Annotated in this window: 19 protein-coding genes; 3 read left to right on the forward strand and 16 right to left on the reverse strand. The window is 64.9% G+C overall.

Features of this window, described 5'->3' with window-relative positions; translation table 11 throughout:
* Positions 1-6: 6 nt before the first annotated feature.
* From nuoK to Q8P38_09020, 12 genes are all read right to left on the reverse strand, one after another.
* The gene (gene nuoK / locus Q8P38_08965) at positions 7-306 is read right to left on the reverse strand and encodes an NADH-quinone oxidoreductase subunit NuoK (protein MDP4014729.1); all 300 of its coding nucleotides are present in this window, start codon (positions 304-306) and stop codon (positions 7-9) included.
* Positions 306-1,226 (reverse strand): NADH-quinone oxidoreductase subunit J, encoded by a 921-nt coding sequence (locus Q8P38_08970; GenBank protein ID MDP4014730.1) that lies wholly within the window; start codon positions 1,224-1,226, stop codon positions 306-308. The genes nuoK and Q8P38_08970 overlap by 1 nt, the downstream gene beginning before the upstream one ends.
* Complete coding sequence (gene nuoI / locus Q8P38_08975; protein MDP4014731.1) at positions 1,223-1,786, reverse strand: NADH-quinone oxidoreductase subunit NuoI; 564 nt, start codon at positions 1,784-1,786, stop codon at positions 1,223-1,225. The genes Q8P38_08970 and nuoI overlap by 4 nt, the downstream gene beginning before the upstream one ends.
* On the reverse strand, positions 1,779-3,074 hold the full coding sequence (gene nuoH, locus Q8P38_08980) for an NADH-quinone oxidoreductase subunit NuoH (protein MDP4014732.1): 1,296 nt from the start codon (positions 3,072-3,074) through the stop codon (positions 1,779-1,781). The genes nuoI and nuoH overlap by 8 nt, the downstream gene beginning before the upstream one ends.
* Complete coding sequence (locus tag Q8P38_08985) at positions 3,067-5,526, reverse strand: NADH-quinone oxidoreductase subunit G (GenBank protein MDP4014733.1); 2,460 nt, start codon at positions 5,524-5,526, stop codon at positions 3,067-3,069. Before Q8P38_08985 ends, nuoH begins: the two co-directional genes overlap by 8 nt.
* A complete protein-coding gene (gene nuoF / locus Q8P38_08990) occupies positions 5,523-6,839 on the reverse strand; it encodes an NADH-quinone oxidoreductase subunit NuoF (protein ID MDP4014734.1) in 1,317 nt (438 codons plus the stop codon). Before nuoF ends, Q8P38_08985 begins: the two co-directional genes overlap by 4 nt.
* Positions 6,839-7,474, reverse strand: coding sequence for an NAD(P)H-dependent oxidoreductase subunit E (locus Q8P38_08995; protein ID MDP4014735.1), 636 nt, complete (start codon positions 7,472-7,474; stop codon positions 6,839-6,841). Before Q8P38_08995 ends, nuoF begins: the two co-directional genes overlap by 1 nt.
* Positions 7,475-7,487: 13 nt before the next feature.
* Positions 7,488-8,819 carry an NADH dehydrogenase (quinone) subunit D gene (gene nuoD, locus Q8P38_09000; protein ID MDP4014736.1) on the reverse strand — a complete coding sequence of 444 codons (1,332 nt, stop codon included), beginning with the start codon at positions 8,817-8,819 and terminating at the stop codon, positions 7,488-7,490.
* The gene (locus tag Q8P38_09005) at positions 8,819-9,493 is read right to left on the reverse strand and encodes an NADH-quinone oxidoreductase subunit C (protein ID MDP4014737.1); all 675 of its coding nucleotides are present in this window, start codon (positions 9,491-9,493) and stop codon (positions 8,819-8,821) included. The genes nuoD and Q8P38_09005 overlap by 1 nt, the downstream gene beginning before the upstream one ends.
* Positions 9,490-10,044, reverse strand: coding sequence for an NADH-quinone oxidoreductase subunit B family protein (locus Q8P38_09010; protein MDP4014738.1), 555 nt, complete (start codon positions 10,042-10,044; stop codon positions 9,490-9,492). Before Q8P38_09010 ends, Q8P38_09005 begins: the two co-directional genes overlap by 4 nt.
* Before the next feature lies 1 nt (position 10,045).
* Positions 10,046-10,405, reverse strand: a complete 360-nt coding sequence (locus Q8P38_09015; protein ID MDP4014739.1) for an NADH-quinone oxidoreductase subunit A — start codon at positions 10,403-10,405, stop codon at positions 10,046-10,048.
* 121 nt (positions 10,406-10,526) lie between these two features.
* Complete coding sequence (locus Q8P38_09020) at positions 10,527-11,216, reverse strand: demethylmenaquinone methyltransferase (GenBank protein MDP4014740.1); 690 nt, start codon at positions 11,214-11,216, stop codon at positions 10,527-10,529.
* Between the two features lie 284 nt (positions 11,217-11,500).
* Here Q8P38_09020 and Q8P38_09025 point away from each other — a divergent pair, with 284 nt between their 5' ends.
* On the forward strand, positions 11,501-12,103 hold the full coding sequence (locus tag Q8P38_09025) for an IS607 family transposase (protein MDP4014741.1): 603 nt from the start codon (positions 11,501-11,503) through the stop codon (positions 12,101-12,103).
* On the forward strand, positions 12,100-13,710 hold the full coding sequence (locus Q8P38_09030; GenBank protein ID MDP4014742.1) for a hypothetical protein: 1,611 nt from the start codon (positions 12,100-12,102) through the stop codon (positions 13,708-13,710). Before Q8P38_09025 ends, Q8P38_09030 begins: the two co-directional genes overlap by 4 nt.
* Positions 13,711-13,750: 40 nt before the next feature.
* Here the strand turns inward: Q8P38_09030 and Q8P38_09035 are convergent, their stop codons facing one another.
* From Q8P38_09035 to Q8P38_09050, 4 genes are all read right to left on the reverse strand, one after another.
* Entirely contained in the window at positions 13,751-13,999 is a 249-nt protein-coding gene (locus Q8P38_09035) for a hypothetical protein (protein MDP4014743.1), read from the reverse strand.
* Between the two features lie 15 nt (positions 14,000-14,014).
* Positions 14,015-14,203 (reverse strand): hypothetical protein, encoded by a 189-nt coding sequence (locus tag Q8P38_09040; protein ID MDP4014744.1) that lies wholly within the window; start codon positions 14,201-14,203, stop codon positions 14,015-14,017.
* A gap of 203 nt (positions 14,204-14,406) precedes the next feature.
* Positions 14,407-14,721, reverse strand: coding sequence for a hypothetical protein (locus Q8P38_09045; GenBank protein MDP4014745.1), 315 nt, complete (start codon positions 14,719-14,721; stop codon positions 14,407-14,409).
* Positions 14,722-14,776: 55 nt separating this feature from the next.
* Positions 14,777-14,938: a hypothetical protein gene (locus Q8P38_09050; GenBank protein MDP4014746.1), complete on the reverse strand. Its 162-nt coding sequence runs from the start codon at positions 14,936-14,938 to the stop codon at positions 14,777-14,779.
* Between the two features lie 111 nt (positions 14,939-15,049).
* Here Q8P38_09050 and Q8P38_09055 point away from each other — a divergent pair, with 111 nt between their 5' ends.
* A complete protein-coding gene (locus Q8P38_09055) occupies positions 15,050-16,291 on the forward strand; it encodes an isochorismate synthase (GenBank protein MDP4014747.1) in 1,242 nt (413 codons plus the stop codon).
* Positions 16,292-16,573 lie beyond the last annotated feature (282 nt).

Consider the following 16,573-nt stretch of genomic DNA (forward strand, 5'->3'; position numbering starts at 1 on the left):
CATGGATCAGTTCCTCAGCAGGCTGGGTTCGTCGATGGAGGCCGACCGCCGGGTCCGGAAGATGGTCATGATGATCGCGAGTCCGACCACGACTTCCGCGGCAGCCACGATCATCACGAAGAACGCGATCACCTGGCCGTCCAGATTCCCGTTGATCCGGGCGAACGCCACAAACGCCAGGTTCGCCGCATTGAGCATCAGCTCGACCGACATGAACACGACGATCGCATTGCGCCGGATCAAGACACCGAGCATGCCGATGCCGAACAGAACAGCTGACAGCATCACGTACGCCGAAGGATCCATCACTCACCCTCCGTCCGGGTCCCTGTCTCGTCCTCGGAGGGCGGGTAAACCTCCGAGGAGTCCACATGACCGTCGATTCCCGCTAGCTCCTCGGATCGCACAACCTCTTCGCCGACCGAGATCTCGGCGACCTCCGCGATATCCGCGGCGATCTCCCCAGCGGTCGTCGACAGCCTGGAGCGCCGCTCACCTCGCAGCGGTACCGGCACCGATGCCTCGGAGATGCTTCCGTCCGGCAGAAGCGCGGGCGTGCCGATGGCGTTGCTTGTCGCCAGTACGCCCGCGACTGGCAGCGCCCCGGGATGCTGTCCTTCAGCGAACGCGGCGATCCTGTCCTGGGCCATCTCACGCTGGCCGCGCCGTGGTGCCCAGCGCTCGCGATGGGTGAGGATGAGAGCGCCTAGGGCGGCCGTTATCAAGAGCGCCGCCACTACCTCCAGGTCGACCAGATACTTGGTGAACATCAGGCGAGCGAGTCCCTCGACGTTGCCGCCGGATGCGGCGTTGGCGTCTTCCAGCCCTACGGTGGTCACGTTCGCCAGGGCGCCACCGATAGCGATGACCATGACGGCGACGAACCCAGCGACAAGAACGACGGCCGCTATGCGCTGGCCCTTGAGCGTCTCGATCAGTGAGTCGGACGAGTCGACCCCGATCAGCATCAGAACGAACAGGAACAGCATCATGACCGCACCCGTGTAGACGATCACTTGGACTAGGCCCAAGAAGACCGCGTCGTTCGCCGCGTACAGGATCGCCAGGTTGACCATCGTCAGCGCGACGAACAGCGCGCTGTGCACCGGCTTCCGAGACAGGATCAGCCCCAGCGCTCCCATCACCGCCAGAGTGCCGCAGATCCAGAAGGTGATTTCTTCGCCCGAGCTCATGGTCTGCCCAACCGCGTCGACAACCGGGTTCATGACGAGGCCTCCGAGCTGCTCGAGGCTGGTTCCCGCGACTGCGGCGCCTGGCCTGTCACGGAACCCAAGTAGTAGTCACGCTCGGTGGCACCTTCCGCCATGCCGTGCGGAGGCGCGACCATCCCGCCGGTCAACGGAGCCAAGAGTTGGTCCTTGTCATAGATCAGGGCAGCCCTGCTGGTGTCGGCCAGCTCGAAATCGTGTGTCATGGTCAACGCCCGGGTCGGGCACGCCTCAATGCATAGCCCGCAGAAGATGCACCGGGTGTAGTTGACCTGATAGACGCGTCCATAGCGCTCGCCGGGCGAGAATCTTAGGGCCTCGGTGTTGCTCGCCCCCTGGACGTAGATCGCGTCCGCGGGGCAAGCCCACGCGCACAGCTCGCACCCAACGCACTTTTCCAGCCCGTCCGGATAACGATTCAGCTGATGCCTGCCGTGAAACCGAGGCTTCGGCGGGTACTTGGCCTTCTGCTCCGGATACTGCTCGGTGACAACACGCTGGAACATCGTTCGGAACGTGACCCAGAAACCCCGGAGCGAGGGGGGCAGCTCAGGCATCGTGTGCCTCCCCGCTCGCGCCTGGCGACGACACGGTGGCCGGTCCCGAAACCCGGGATGTGTACACCAGGTGCTGCCCTGGCAACAAAGGCACGGGGAAGATCTCGTCTGTCACGTCCAGGACATCGCTGACTTCCTCCGGCGGCTCTTCGTCCTGAACGCGGCGAAGTTGCGCTAGCAGAACCACGAGCAGCAACACGGCTAGCGCCACGGCCGCGATGATCAGCATCTGGCTAGCTGAAGTGCCCGACTGATCCCTGGCGACCCTGGCTCCGGATACGAGCACGATCCACACCAGCGACACCGGGATGAGGAACTTCCAACCGAATGACATGAACTGGTCGTAGCGCAGTCTGGGCAGGGTCCCCCTCAGCCAGATGTACAAGAAGATGAAGCACAAGGTCTTCAGCAGCCACCACAGCATCGGCAGCCAACCCTCATTGACGCCTGGGATGAGCGACAAAGGCCAGGGCGCCAGCCAGCCACCCAGGAACAGGGTCGTGGCGATGCTGGCGACGGTGACCATGTTGATGTACTCGGCCAGGAAGAACATCGCGAACTTCAGCGACGAGTACTCGGTGTGGAACCCGCCGACCAGTTCGCTCTCCGCCTCAGGAAGGTCGAAGGGGGCGCGGTTTGTCTCCCCAATCATCGCCGTCACGTAGATGACGAACGAGGGTGCCAGCATGACCGCGAACCACACCGACTGCTGCGCGGAGATGATCTGCGACGTTGACATCGTCCCGGCGTACAAGAACACCGCGACAAAGGACAGCCCCATCGAAATCTCGTAGGAGATCATCTGGGCGCTCGACCTCAAGCCCCCCAGCAACGGGTATGTGGAACCGGAAGACCACCCCGCGAGGACGATCCCGTAGATGCCGATCGACGCCACGGCGAACACATAAAGCACCGACTGCGGGAAGTCGGTGAGCTGCAACGGAGTCTCGACGCCGAAGATCGACACTGTGGGACCGAAGGGGATAACAGCGTAGGCCGCGAACGCTGTCGTAGCGCTCAGCAATGGAGCTAGCCAGTAGACGGCCTTGTGGGCCGTCACGGGGATGATCTCTTCCTTCAACGCGAGCTTGACACCATCGAGCAGCGGCTGAAGCAGTCCGAACGGCCCGGCACGGTTCGGCCCGATGCGCGATTGCATTCTGCCGACGACCCTGCGCTCCAACCAGATCGTGAACAGGACCACTAGCACTAGGAGCGCGACGACTCCAACGGTCTTCACCGCGACAAGCCAGAGCGGGTCATTGCCGAAAGCGGAAAGTTCAGGCATCACTGCCCCCTCTCGCCAGTCGCACTGTGTCGCCCTGGCGGGCTCGCAGCGTCGCGATCCTGGAATCTGGTGAGTTCGCCGGAATCCACACGATCCCGTCCGGCATGTCGGTCAGCTTGGCGGGCACGGTGATCGAACCGGATCCAGAGGACACGCTAACGGGGTCTCCATCGGCCACGCCGACGCCAGCGGCTGTCGCGGCGCTGAGCCTGGCAACGGTCGGCTTGCGCGTTCCCGCCAGGAACGGCTCGCCTTCTTGCATCACTCCCAGGTCAAGCAGCAGGCGCCACGTCGCGAGCACCGCTTCACCCGGCCCGGGAAGCGCACCTGGCCCGACGTCGGCATCGGGCCCTCCGGCCCCGGGAGGGGGTGCAGTCCGCGCGCCGGTCCATCTGCCGAGCGAGCCCAGTTCGGCGTTCAGCTCGGCAGCGGTCCGAGGTGGCACGTCCAGCCCCATGCGCTCGGACAGCATCGCCAAGACCTCAGCGTCGGAGTACGAGCCGGGGCGGTTGAAGACCGCGGGGAAATCGCGCTGTCGGCCCTCCCAGTTCACGAATCCCCCTGCCTTCTCGGCGACTACGGCAACGGGGAATACGACATCGGCTAGGCCGGTCACTTCCGTTGGCCGTGTCTCCAGGGAGACCACGAACGGAACAGCTTCTACAGCGCGCATGAAGCCGTCGGGATCCGCCAGATCCGCCACTTCGACCCCGGCCACGACCAGGGCACCAAGACTCGGCACGGTCTCACCACCCGAACCGGTCCCCCCATCCCGCGCGACGTGTTCGTCAACGGCGGCGATCATGCCCTCAAGGTCCAACCCGGCTTCCGTCGGCAATCGAGTCGGCTCGGTCCCCCACGAAGCGGCTACTTCCGCGCGTGCCACTACATCAGCCAAGGGCCGTCCGCCGGGAAGCAGCCCAGGCAGGCAACCAGCTTCGAGCGCCCCTCGTTCACCAGCTCGGCGAGGCATCCATGCCAGCATCGCGCCGGTCTTGTCGGCTAGGGCCGTCGCGGCGGAGAAAGCGCCAGCCGACTCAGCCAGCCGCTCACCCACCATGATCAAAGCGCCCGGCTTCTTCAGCAGCTCAATATCCGCTGTCGGCAGACCCGCCAGGGTCTCGGCTTCCGCACCGGGCACGGCCGCATGCAGTCTGCCGCCGCACTTGCGCACACCCTCGGACATGAATGGAGCGACACTGATTACCTCAGTCACGCCGTTCCTGGCGGCCTTGCGCAGCCGCAAGAAGACAATCGGGGATTCCTCTTCCGGCTCGAACCCGACCAGCAGAACAGCTGGCGCCGAATCCAAGTTCTGGTAGGTCGGGCCGAACGTGCCAGCCACACGGGCAGCCAGGAAATCGGCCTCCTCCCAGGACGCCGCCCGGGCCCTGAAATCGACGCTGTCAGTGCCCATCGCGACGCGGGCGAATCTTGAGTACGCGTAGGCGTCCTCGACGGTCAACCGGCCGCCCACAACGAATCCGGCACGCCCCCTGGCCCCGGACAGCCCCGCCGCGGCGTGCGATATCGCTTCTGGCCAAGACGCTGGGCGGAGTTCGCCGCCTTCGCGAACTAGCGGCGTAGTCAGTCGGCCCCCATCGGCGTAGGTGAACGCGTACCTGCCCTTGTCGCAGTTCCAGTCTTCATTGACATCCGAGTCTTCCCAGGCCAGCCGGCGCATCACCGCCTCGTGCCTGTAGTCGGTCCGCAGAGCGCAGCCGCAGGCGCAGTGCTCGCACACTGTGGGCACGCTCACGAGATCGAACGGACGAGCGCGGAACCGGTAGCCAACGCTGGTCAGCGCCCCCACTGGACAGATCTGCACGGTGTTGCCGGAGAAGTATGAGTCGAACGGTTCCTCACCGATGCCGACTTGCTGGCTGGCTCCGCGCTGCTGCAGCGAGATGAATGGATCACCGGCGATCTGGGCGGCGAATCTGGTGCAACGCGCACACGACACGCATCGCTCGCGGTCCAGCAGGATTTCGCTGTTCACGTTGACCGGCTTGGGGAACTTCCGCTTGGCCAAATGGAATCGGGATTCTGCATTGCCCGCCGACATCGCCTGATTCTGCAGGGGGCACTCGCCTCCCTTGTCACACACGGGGCAGTCCAGTGGGTGGTTCAGCAGCAGGAACTCCATCACGCCGCGTTGCGCCGTGTCAGCTTCCGCGCTGGCGAACTGGGTCTTCACGACCATGTCGTCGCCCAGGGGGATCGCGCAGGAAGGCTGAGGTTTGCCCATCCCCTCGATTTCCACCAGGCACATCCGGCACGCCGCGACCGGGTCGAGTCTGGGGTGATCGCAGAATCGAGGAATCTCGATCCCAAGTAGCTCAGCCGCCCTGATGATCATGGTGCCCTTTGGCACAGTGATCTGGCGTCCATCGATGACGCCCGTCGCCGTGTTGGACACCTTGGGCGCGACTTCGGGCTTGGTGGCGGTCACTTGAGAACTCCGGTGAGCGAAGGGGCGGGAATGACCATGGTTTCCGCCGGGTCGAAAACTTCGTCAGGCGCTTCAACGCAAGACGCTTCAAACTCGTCGCGGAAGTACTTCAGTGCCGCCGGGTACGGAGTGGACGCCGCGTCACCCAGGGCACAGAACGAACGTCCGAAGATGTTCTGGCACAACTCCACGAGCCGGTCCACGTCCTCGGCTCGGCCGGCGCCCTTGGTGAACTCCTTCAGTGCCCCGCTGATCCAATATGTGCCTTCGCGGCAGGGTGAACACTTGCCGCACGACTCGTGCTTGTAGAACTCCAGCCAGCGGCTGATCGCCTTCACGACACTGGTGGTCTCGTCGAACACCATGGGCGTGCCGGTTCCCAGCATGCTTCCGGCTGCCGCGATGTCCTCGTACGTCATCGGAATGTCCAGGTGCTCCGCAAGCAGCATCGGCACGCTCGAACCACCCGGCAGCCAGAACTTCAGCGAATGCCCGTCCCTGATGCCGCCGGCGTAGTCCAGTAGCTCGGCCATCGTTGTTCCGAGCGGCGCTTCATAGATGCCAGGGCGCTTGACGTGCCCGGACACCGCGAACACCTTGAACCCGGGTGACTTCTGGGTGCCGAAGCCGCGGAACCACGTCGTGCCGTTCTCAATGATGTACGGCACTGAAGCGATCGTTTCGACGTTATTGACCACGGTTGGTGACGCGTACAGCCCAGAGGTCGCCGGGAACGGCGGCTTCAGTCTTGGCTGCCCGCGCCTGCCCTCCAGCGAGTCAAGAAGCGCGGTCTCCTCGCCGCAGATGTATGCCCCGGCGCCAGGGTGGACAACGACGTCAAGGTCCATGCCGGAACCGAGTACGTTGCGCCCGATGAAACCGGCGGCACGCGCCTCTTCGACGGCACGGCGGAGTCGGCGCATTGGGTGCGGAACTTCGCCACGTATGTAGATGAAGGCGTGCTTGGCGCGAAACGCCCAGCACGCGATGACGATGCCTTCGACCAGTGCGTGGGGATTCGCCAACAGGATCGGGATGTCCTTGCACGCCCCGGGCTCGGATTCGTCGGCGTTCACCACGAGGTAGTGCGGCCGGTCGTCGCCCTGAGGGACGAAGCCCCACTTCATGCCCGTCGGGAAGCCGGCACCCCCACGGCCCCGCAACCCTGAATCCTTGATGTGCCCGATGACGTCATCGGGGGACATCGCCAGTGCCTTGACCACCGCGGAGTATCCGCCGTGCCTGCGGTAGCCCTCGATCGTGAACGAGTCGGCCTCATCCCAGTGGGCCGTAATGACTGGTGTTAGCGGCATCAGCGGCTCTCGCCCAACTCACGGGCACGGGTGAGTCCGGCGAGCATCAGATCATCCGCGCCGCCGCCTTCGTGCGCCAGCCCGTCGTCTAGCCCCGCGATCGTTCGCTCCGACGCCTTCCAGCCTCGAACCGCCGGACCCCGCGTGGGCTGGACTTCTTCGCCGCGCTCCAACTTGTCGATCACATCCATGGCGTCCTCGACCGACGTCTGGTCGAAGTACTCCCAGTCCACGGTCATCACGGGTGCGTGTGTGCAGGCCGCCTGGCACTCGATCCGCTCCAGGGTGAATGATCCGTCCGGAGTCGATTCGCAGTTGCCCACACCGAGCCGCCTCGCGACCGCTTCGTAGACCGCGTCCCCGCCCAAGAGTCCGCACATGGCGTTGACACACACGCCGATGTGGTGTTCGCCGCCCGTGCTGGAACGGCGGTACATGGTGTAGAAAGTCGCGACCGCGTTGACCTCAGCGGTTGAAAGATCCAGGATCTCGGAGCAGACTTCAATGCCCTCGGACGTGACCATGGCCTCTTCGGACTGCAGCAGATGCAGCATCGGTAGCAACGCGCTGCGCGGCTGAGGGTAGTTCGACGCCAGCCTGCGGCATTCGGCGCGAACGAGTTCGGAAATGGCCATCAGCGCTTTCCCCTCATCGGTCTACTCCGCCCATGACTGGGTCGATGCTGGCGACCGCGGCGACGACGTCCGAGAGCATCCCGCCCTCAGTCATCGCCGGAACGGCTTGCAGGTTGACGAAGGAAGGGTCGCGGAAGTGGACACGATGCGGGCGGGTACCGCCGTCGCTGACGACGTGTACGCCGAGTTCGCCCTTGGGCGATTCGATGACGGTGTGGACCTGCCCGGGGGGAACCCGGAAGCCCTCTGTGACCAGCTTGAAGTGGTGGATGAGCCCTTCCATGGACTCACCCATGATGTGTCGGATGTGCTCGGGCGAGTTGCCCAAGCCGTCAGTGCCCAAAGCGAGCTGGCTCGGCGAAGCTATCTTCTTGTCGGCGACCATCACAGGCCCTGGTCTTAGACGGTCGAGCGCCTGTTCAACGATCTTCAGGGACTCTTCCAGCTCCGCGATCCTGATTAGGAACCTGCCGTAGACGTCACAGGTATCCGTCGTGGGCACGTCGAACTCGTAGGTCTCGTACCCGCAGTACGGTTGCGCCCTGCGGATGTCATGCGGCAGCCCTGTTGCCCTCAGCGTTGGCCCCGAGATACCCAGCGCCATGCAACCGACAAGATCCAGGTATCCGATCCCGACGGTTCGGCCCAGCCAGATCGGGTTGTCGACGAGCAGGTCCTTGGTGTCCTTGTACCGCTTGCGCAACAGCTTGATGCCGTCCCGGATCCGCTGTTCGGTGCCGTCAGGCAGGTCCAGCGCAAGGCCCCCGGGCCGGATGTAGGCGTGGTTCATCCTCAGCCCGCTGACCGACTCGAAGATGTCCAGCACGGTCTCACGCTCACGGAACCCGAAGACCATCGCCGTCAAGGCGCCCATTTCCATCCCGCCGGTCGCGATGGCGACCAGGTGGCTACCGATGCGGTTCAGTTCCATCAGGATCACGCGGATCAGCGTCGCCCGTTCGGGGATGTCATCGGTGATCCCCAGCAACCGCTCGACGGACAGGCAGTACGCCGTCTCGTTGAAGAACGGGCACAGGTAATCCATCCGCGTCACGAAGGTCACGGCCTGAACCCAAGTGCGGTACTCAAGGTTCTTCTCAATGCCCGTGTGGAGGTAGCCGATGCCGGGCCTAGCCCGCATCACCGACTCGCCATCCAGCTCCAGGATCAGACGCAGAACTCCGTGGGTGGAGGGGTGCTGCGGACCCATGTTGACCACGATCCGCTCGGCTTCCCCATCCGGAGCCGGAAGAACCGAATCCCAGTCGCCGCCGACAACCATGTGCTCACGAACGCCTTCCGCGTTCGGCGCGGCCGAATCTGGGCTGACTTGCTCGTCGCTCATCAGATGTAAGCCCTCCGCTGGTCGGGGGGAGGGGTCGTCGCGCCATCGAATTCGACCGGTATTCCGTTGAGCGGGTAGTCCTTGCGCTGCGGATGACCCACCCAGTCGTCCGGCATCATGATCCGGGTCAACGATGGGTGACCGTCGAAGACGATCCCGAAGAAGTCGTAGGTTTCGCGTTCGTGCCAGTCCGCCGTCGGATAGACCGGAACGACGGACGGGATATGGGGGTCGGAGTCCGGGCAGGCGACTTCGATCCGAATCTCCCGCCCGTGCGTCAGCGACATGAAGTGATATACAGCGTGCAGCTCACGTCCAAGGTCCTGCGGGTAGTGAACTCCAGAAACGCCGGACAGCCACTCGAAACGCAACGGCAGCTCGTCCCGCAATGCCGTGACGAACGCGACGAGGTGTTCGCGCCTGACGAAGTACGTGATCTGCCCGTGCTCCACTACCACTTTCTCGATGGCGTCGGCGGGGGGTAGTCGCCGGTCAGCCAGCGCCAGTTCCAGCTCGTCGGTGAACTCGTCGAACCAGCCGCCGTAGGGGCGAGGACTCGCGGGGGGCAGTGCGATCATCTGCCGCAGTCCGCCAAAACCAGTCGTGTCTGGCGAACCCGCGACTCCGAACGCGCCACGGCGCATGCCAGTTACTTCAGGGGGCTCGCCGCTCACCTCAGCAGTCCTTTCCGGTCCGACAAGGTTCCGGCCTTCAGTGCTACCGCCTCGTTGGCCGTGATCTCGGCTTGCCGATGCGCACCGATCTTGCCGTGCTGTATCTCGTCGCGGAGCTTCAGGATCGCGTCCTGCAGCGCTTCCGGGCGGGGCGGGCAACCAGGCAGGTAGATGTCCACCGGGACTAGGTGATCGGCACCCTGCACGATCGCGTAGTTGTTGAACATGCCGCCGCTCGAGGCGCAAGCACCCATTGTGATTACCCACTTCGGCGCGGGCATCTGGTCATATACCTGTCGCAGGATCGGCGCCATCTTGTTGCTGAGTCGTCCAGCGACAATCATCAGATCCGCCTGCCGGGGTGATGCCCGGAAGACCTCCATGCCGTAGCGGCCCAAGTCATAGCGCGACGCTCCGGTGGCCATCATCTCGATCGCGCAGCACGCCAGGCCGAATGTCACCGGCCATATCGACTTCCTGCGCGTGTAGCCAGCGACGGCTTCGACTGTGGTCAGCAGGAATCCGGACGGAACATGCTCCTCGAGCCCCATGTCAGTCCCAATCCAATCCGCCACGGCGCCATTCGTAGACATACGGAATCGTGAGGTTGATCAGGAAGAGAAGGATCGCCACGAATCCGAAAGCGGCCAACTCGTCGAAGTAGACAGCCCAGGGGTAGAGAAATACGATCTCGATGTCAAAAATGATGAACATCATGGCTGTCAGGTAGTACTTGACGGGGAACTTGCCTCCGCCGAGGGGCTGCGGTGTGGGCTCAATGCCACATTCGTAGGAGTCGACCTTCGCCCGGTTGTAGCGCTTCGGCCCAACAAACGTGGCCATCACGATCGATAGAGCAGCGAACGCGCCACCGAGTCCGGTGATAGCCAGAATCGGTATGTATACGTTCAAACCCGCCTCCAGAACCGGTGCATACCGACCGGCGTCATCCTATGGCGATCACTCTCCGCTGACGGGGTAAGGCTGCCCTTACCCGATGGCCCCCCAACCGCCGGAGCAACGGTACCCCGGCTCAGCGCGAGGCCCGATGCAGGGCGACGATTCCGCCAGTGAGGTTGAGGTACTCGGGCCCGCGCCAACCGGCCCGCGTGATTAACCCAGCCAGCGCGTCCTGATCCGGCCATTCCCGGATCGACTCCGCCAGGTAGACGTACGCGTCGGGATTGGACGCGACTCTGCGCGCGATCGGCGGCAGAGCCGACATCAGGTACTCCAGATACACGCGGCGGAAGGCTCGGCTTGTGGGGGTTGAGAACTCGCACACGACCAGCCGCCCACCTGGGCGTGTGACTCGGGCCATCTCGGCCAGGCCAGCGCGCGGATCGGATAAGTTCCTCAGGCCAAACGAAATGGTCACCGCGTCGAAGACCTCGTCCGAGAACGGAAGCCGCAAGGCGTCACCGGCGACGAATGGCAGCTCCGGACGCCTGCGCCGACCCTCGGACAGCATCCCCAGTGAGAAATCGCACGCGACGACTTCCGCCCCCGCTGCGGCGATCGGAGCTGAGCTTGTGGCCGTGCCCGCGGCGAGGTCCAGGACCCGGTCTCCAACGCGCGGGTCTATGGCCGCGACGACCGCCCTTCGCCAGGCCGCGGTGCGTCCAAGCGACAGCACGTCATTGGAAACGTCGTACCGCCCGGCGACGGCGTCGAACATCGCCGCCACGGCGCGAGGATCCTTGTCCAGGGTTGCCCGGGTCACGTCCCGATCCAATCAGGTCACCTGTCGGTCCTGGGACCCGGTCCCGGACCCGGCCCCAGGCCTGACCGCCAGGACACGAATCCCCGGCTAGGTGGGCGTCTCGAGAACATATGGTCGCAACTCTCGCGAAACCGTTTCGCGAGAAATCAAGCGCTTCGACCTCAGGCTGATTGGCGGCCCGTCACCAAGTGAAGCCACTCGCGGGCAGGTCCACGTTGGGGTTGAGTCAACAGTTCGAGAGGTCATCAGCACGTGTCATCGAACTTATGTCTTAGTCTGGGTTGGTGAAGTTGTCGGAGTGGGCTGCCCGCGAAGGTGTGCACTACCAGACCGCATGGCGGTGGGTGCGAGACGGGCAGATGCCGGTTCCGTTCACCCGTACCGCCACCGGTTCAATTCTGGTGGCGGACCCGAAGTACGGTGAGCAGCACCGTGCTGCTGTGGGCCTGTACGCGCGCGTGTCCTCGCATGACCAGAAGGCCGACCTGGACCGGCAGGTCGCGCGACTGTCGCAGTGGGCGGCGGGTCAAGGCTTGCCGGTGGTGCGGGTGGAGGCCGAGGTCGGATCCGGGATGAATGGAAGCCGCACGAAGGTGCGGCGGTTGTTGTCGGATCCGGCGGTGACGACGGTGGTGGTGGAGCACCGTGACCGGCTGGGTCGGATGAACACCGAACTGGTCGAGGCGGCCTTGTCCGCACACGGTCGTCGCCTGCTGGTGGTTGACGACGGCGAGGTCGACGACGACCTGGGGGGAGACATGGTGGAGGTGCTGACCTCGTTCTGCGCCCGGCTGTACGGGAAGCGCTCTGCGCGCAACCGGGCGGAGAAGGCGTTGCGATGTGCGCGGGCGGACGTCGGCCCGCGCGGTGTGGAGCAGGACGCATGACTCGCCGCCGCAAGCCGCTGCGCCATATCGCCGACCCGTTCGTGGTCGCTCCGCCTGCTGGGGTGACGATCCGCACCCGGCTGCACCCCACGGAGGTCGAAGCCGCCGTGCTGCGCACCGTGGGTGACTTCCTGGGAGTGCTGCAGCGGCAGGACTTCTGTGATCGGCTCAGCGAGGGCGTGCTGGACCCCAAGGCCAAGGCCGAGTCCCGCAAGACGCGCAAGCAGGCACTCACCGAGCACACCTCGTCCCGTTGGGCCGGGGCGCTGACCCGGCAGTCCGAACAGTCCTACAACGCCGCGTGGAAGGCCCTGTTGCGTCACCAGGTGCAGTTGCGGGCCGCGGTCGACATGATCACCGTCCGGCTTGCGGTCCCGGTCGGGCAGGTCGAGGCTGTGCCCAAGGGTGCGCGACGCAAGCCGGTGCGGGGCTACCGCGACCAGGCCGAAGCGTTCGCCAAGCGCCGCCGTCTCGGTGCGCTCACCGAGCGGCTGGCCCAGGTGGAACAGCGTGTTGCCCAGCAGCGCCCGAGTGTGACGTTCGGCGGCAAGCGGCTGTGGCGCAACCGGGAACATCTCGCCGAAGCGGGCCTGACCGAGCAGGAATGGCAGCAGCACTGGCAGGTGTCCCGGCGAATGCTGACCGCTGACGGCGAGTCCGGGAAACGCTGGTCCAACGAGACCATCCGTGTGGAACTGTATCCCGCCGCAGCCGGAACCGGTGTGCTGCAGGTCAAGGTCCCCCAAGCGTTGGTGGAGCGATTCGGCACGCATCTGCTCCTGACCACCCCGGTCGGGTTCACCCACCGAGGCGACGAGTGGGCCGATCGGGTCCTGACCAGTCGCGCCGTCACGTACCGGATCTTCGAGGACGTGGCGCGGGGGCGCTGGTACCTGGACGCATCCTGGACCTACCCTCAGCCGGACCACATCCCCACCCCCGAACAGTTGCGTTCAGCCCGGCACCTGGCCGTGGATGTGAACGGCGACCATCTGGCGGCGTGGGTCATCGACGGCTGCGGCAACCCGGTCGGCAATCCGATCACGATCCCGTTGGGGAACGAGCCGGGAGCAACCGCCACACTGAGGGACGCGGCCCTGCGGCACGCGATCACCCGACTGATCCACATCGCCAAGGCGTGCGACTGCGTTGCGATCACGATCGAGGACTTGGACTTCGCCGACGCTCGCGCCACCGGTCGCGAAACGATGGGGCGCGGGCGGAAGGGTAAGCAATTTCGGCGAACCGTGGCGGGCATCCCGACTGCGCAATTTCGCACCCGCCTAGTGGGGATGGCGTCGGCGCACGACTTGTGGGTCATCGCGGTTGATCCTGCCTACACCTCGAAATGGGGCGCCCAGCATTGGGCGAAACCCTTGAAACAACAGACTTCCGGTCAGGCCACGACGCATCATGCGGCAGCGGTTGTGATCGGCAGAAGGGGCAGGCGGCTGCCTGCTCGGCGCACGCCACCACCACCCCCGGTCCGACAGCGGACGGGTCGGGGCCAGGTGCGGCCAGTCGAGCAGGTTCCAGCCACCAGCCCCTGCAGCACTCGTGGCACAGGGCCGCCCGGTCAAGAGCCGGTCCGGTCCCGTTCCGGCTGAAACCGAGCGCCTGCGCCCCAACACCGTTCGGGGGCCGACATCACGCATGCGTGACAGACGTTGATACGAATAGGAACGGTTCAATGTGAACGATTCCATCTTCGACGCTGATGACGCGGGCTACGGCGTAGACGTGCGGGCTGCCGGCGATGATCCATGCGCCTTCCACGATCACACTGGGGTCTGGCGAGTCCGTGAGGAAGCCCCAGGGCAGTCCGGTTTCGTCCATTCCCTGGAGATCGACAAACAGATTGAGCGGGAACCCGTCGACGGTTTCGGTCCACATCATGGGCCTCCTCCTCTTCTAGTTCTGACGGTACGGGTTTTCCGCGACGTTGTGAGGCGTGAGATCCAGCAGGGTCATCAACTGGTCGAGGGCGCAGTGGGGCACGGTCACGTGGGGCGTTCGGAAGGTCGGGCTGACATTGAGCCCCGCACCGAGGAAGTCTTCGATCGCATAGATCGCGACCCAGTGCCAGGCGAGCAGTCGCATGCCTCACAGGGCATCGATCTCAACTCGGGTGGGCGCGTAGTAGCCGGAGAGCCCGAATGACCCCCACGCTTGAAATCGGTTCCGGAAACGACTGGCGGCGTAACGTGCCTCGGCCTCGCTTGGCTCGAGCCCGCGCACAAGTAGATACCCGCTGGTGTCCAGCGGCGTCCGTCGCAACTTCGGTGTCGACCCGGATTTGGAGTTCACGCTGCTCGCACCGCCGACACTTCATCCTTGGCCAAGTGACGGATCACGGCGGCCCGGCCGACTCCGATGGACTCGGCAACCTGCCCCGTGCTCTCTACATTGGCTGGTCGTCGCTCTGCCGCTTCGAGCCTTGTTTGGGTGACCGATTCGGGCCTGCCACCGACGATGCCGCGTTCCAAGGCCGCAGCCAGTCTCGTCAGGATCAGTTCCTGGATGCGACGGCAGCCAGCCGTCGGCACAGCGTCAAGATGTAGGGCCAGGCCTTGATCGACGGTCGACACGCGGGTGTACCCGATTCGATCTGCCATCATGCGCCCAGCGTCTCAAACACCCCCGACAACGGATGAACGACAAAGGGGCTTCGAGTCAACCGCATGCGATGCTCGGCCACCTGCGACGACCCTCGGCCAGCATTCCGAACGGGAAATCGCACGCGACAACTTCAGCTCCGGCGGCCGAAATCGGAGCCGAGCTGGTCGCGGTGCCGGTGGCAAGATCCAAGACCCCGGCCTCCAGCACGCGGGTCAATCGCCGCCACATCCGGTCTCGGTGGCTCGTGCGACCGCGACCCGGACGCGGGGCGCTCCCCTAGCCGACAGCAGGTGGGATGTGACCGGGCTCTCCACGTACCCTGATCAAGTGACGATCCGCCGGAAGGTGAGCAGCAGCATCACCGAACCTCCGGCAGATCTACTCAATGCCTTCCCCTCGTGCCCGACGGTTGCCTGGGTTCGACGGGGACAAGGACTGGTTGGCTGGGGCATCGCCGCACGTGCCACCTTCGTCGGTCCCGAGCGGTTCAGCAGAGCTCAGCGCTGGTTCTCCGACTGGCTCGACGAATGTGAGGTCGACGACCAGGCAAGCCTCACCGGCTCCGGCCCGCTTGCGTTCGCATCGTTCACCTTCGACGACGAGTCGCCCGGATCAGTCGTCGTCATTCCGCGGGTTCTGCTCGGAGTCAGGGATGGCGTGGCCTGGCGCACGGAGGTGACTCCCGCACAGGATGAGGTCAGATCCGACGACCAGGGCGACGCCCCTGTGCCTCGCTCGCGGTGCGAGCAGCCTCGCTGGCGAGACGAAACGGCCGCGACGGCGAACTGGTCGTCCTCCGTCGGCGAAGCGCTCAAACGCATTTCCGCCGGGGAGGTCGACAAGATAGTTCTCGCACGCGCGGTTCAGGCCGAGTTCGACGAACCACTTGACTTGCGCCCAGTCTTGACTCGATTGGCGGCCACGCAACCTGAGTGTTGGACCTTCCACGTCGAAGACCTCATCGGCGCGACGCCCGAACTGCTCATCCGGAGGTTCGGCGAGCAGGTAACGTCGCGCGTGCTCGCGGGGACAGTGCCTGGAAGTGGTTCAGCCGATGAGGATGAGCGCCATGCCCGCAGGTTGCGAGCCAGCCCGAAGAACCTGGCGGAACACGAATACGCAGTGCGCTCAGTCGCTCACGCTCTTTCGGTCCACTGCACGGACCTTGACGTGCCGACGGACCCGGCCGTGCTGCGATTGCCCAACGTCCAGCATCTGGCCACGGACGTCTCGGGGCGCTTGGCCGACGGGTCGACAGCCCTCGCGCTCGCCGCCCAGTTGCACCCCACCGCAGCGGTCTGCGGGACTCCAACTGAAAGGGCGATGGCGCTCATCGCGGAGTTGGAGGACATTCGTCGAGGCAGATACAGCGGGCCAGTTGGCTGGTTCGACGGGAACGGTGACGGCGAAATTGCCCTGGCGCTCCGTTGCGCGCAGTTCTCGTCTGACCGCCGCTCTGCTCGTTTGTTCGCCGGGTGCGGGCTCGTGGCGGATTCGCAGCCGGGAGCCGAACTCGCGGAGTCCGAAGCCAAACTCGACGCGATGCGGCAGGCCCTGATCGGCGACTGACGGCGGGCGGCCGGGGGGCACGCGGGCTGTGGCGGAAGCGAGCCGGCGCGGGATTTGGCTGTGTCCGGTTTGTCGGGTTGCTGGGCTGGATCGACCCGTAAGGGGGGTCCCCCTATCGGGCAGATCCCGGGGTGCGGTGTGCCGGGGGCGCGTGTCGTTGGGTGGGGTTGTCGGGGGGGTCGATTAGTATCGGACACATGTTCGATGGTGTTGGTTCTTCGCCTCTTGACCCGGCAGCCGGGTCGAGGGTTTTCGCCGCGCCTGTGGCCGACGCGTCGAGCC

Source organism: Candidatus Nanopelagicales bacterium, assembly GCA_030700225.1.
Classification (GTDB): Bacteria; Actinomycetota; Actinomycetes; order S36-B12.

Coding starts and splice junctions, on each gene's coding strand:
- nuoK (MDP4014729.1), bottom strand. CDS start 306: ATGGATCCTTCGGCGTACGTGATGCTGTCAGCTGTTCTGTTCGGCATC.
- Q8P38_08970 (MDP4014730.1), bottom strand. CDS start 1,226: ATGAACCCGGTTGTCGACGCGGTTGGGCAGACCATGAGCTCGGGCGAA.
- nuoI (MDP4014731.1), bottom strand. CDS start 1,786: ATGCCTGAGCTGCCCCCCTCGCTCCGGGGTTTCTGGGTCACGTTCCGA.
- nuoH (MDP4014732.1), bottom strand. CDS start 3,074: ATGCCTGAACTTTCCGCTTTCGGCAATGACCCGCTCTGGCTTGTCGCG.
- nuoF (MDP4014734.1), bottom strand. CDS start 6,839: ATGCCGCTAACACCAGTCATTACGGCCCACTGGGATGAGGCCGACTCG.
- Q8P38_08995 (MDP4014735.1), bottom strand. CDS start 7,474: ATGGCCATTTCCGAACTCGTTCGCGCCGAATGCCGCAGGCTGGCGTCG.
- nuoD (MDP4014736.1), bottom strand. CDS start 8,819: ATGAGCGACGAGCAAGTCAGCCCAGATTCGGCCGCGCCGAACGCGGAA.
- Q8P38_09010 (MDP4014738.1), bottom strand. CDS start 10,044: ATGGGGCTCGAGGAGCATGTTCCGTCCGGATTCCTGCTGACCACAGTC.
- Q8P38_09030 (MDP4014742.1), top strand. CDS start 12,100: ATGACTCGCCGCCGCAAGCCGCTGCGCCATATCGCCGACCCGTTCGTG.
- Q8P38_09035 (MDP4014743.1), bottom strand. CDS start 13,999: ATGATGTGGACCGAAACCGTCGACGGGTTCCCGCTCAATCTGTTTGTC.
- Q8P38_09040 (MDP4014744.1), bottom strand. CDS start 14,203: ATGCGACTGCTCGCCTGGCACTGGGTCGCGATCTATGCGATCGAAGAC.
- Q8P38_09045 (MDP4014745.1), bottom strand. CDS start 14,721: ATGATGGCAGATCGAATCGGGTACACCCGCGTGTCGACCGTCGATCAA.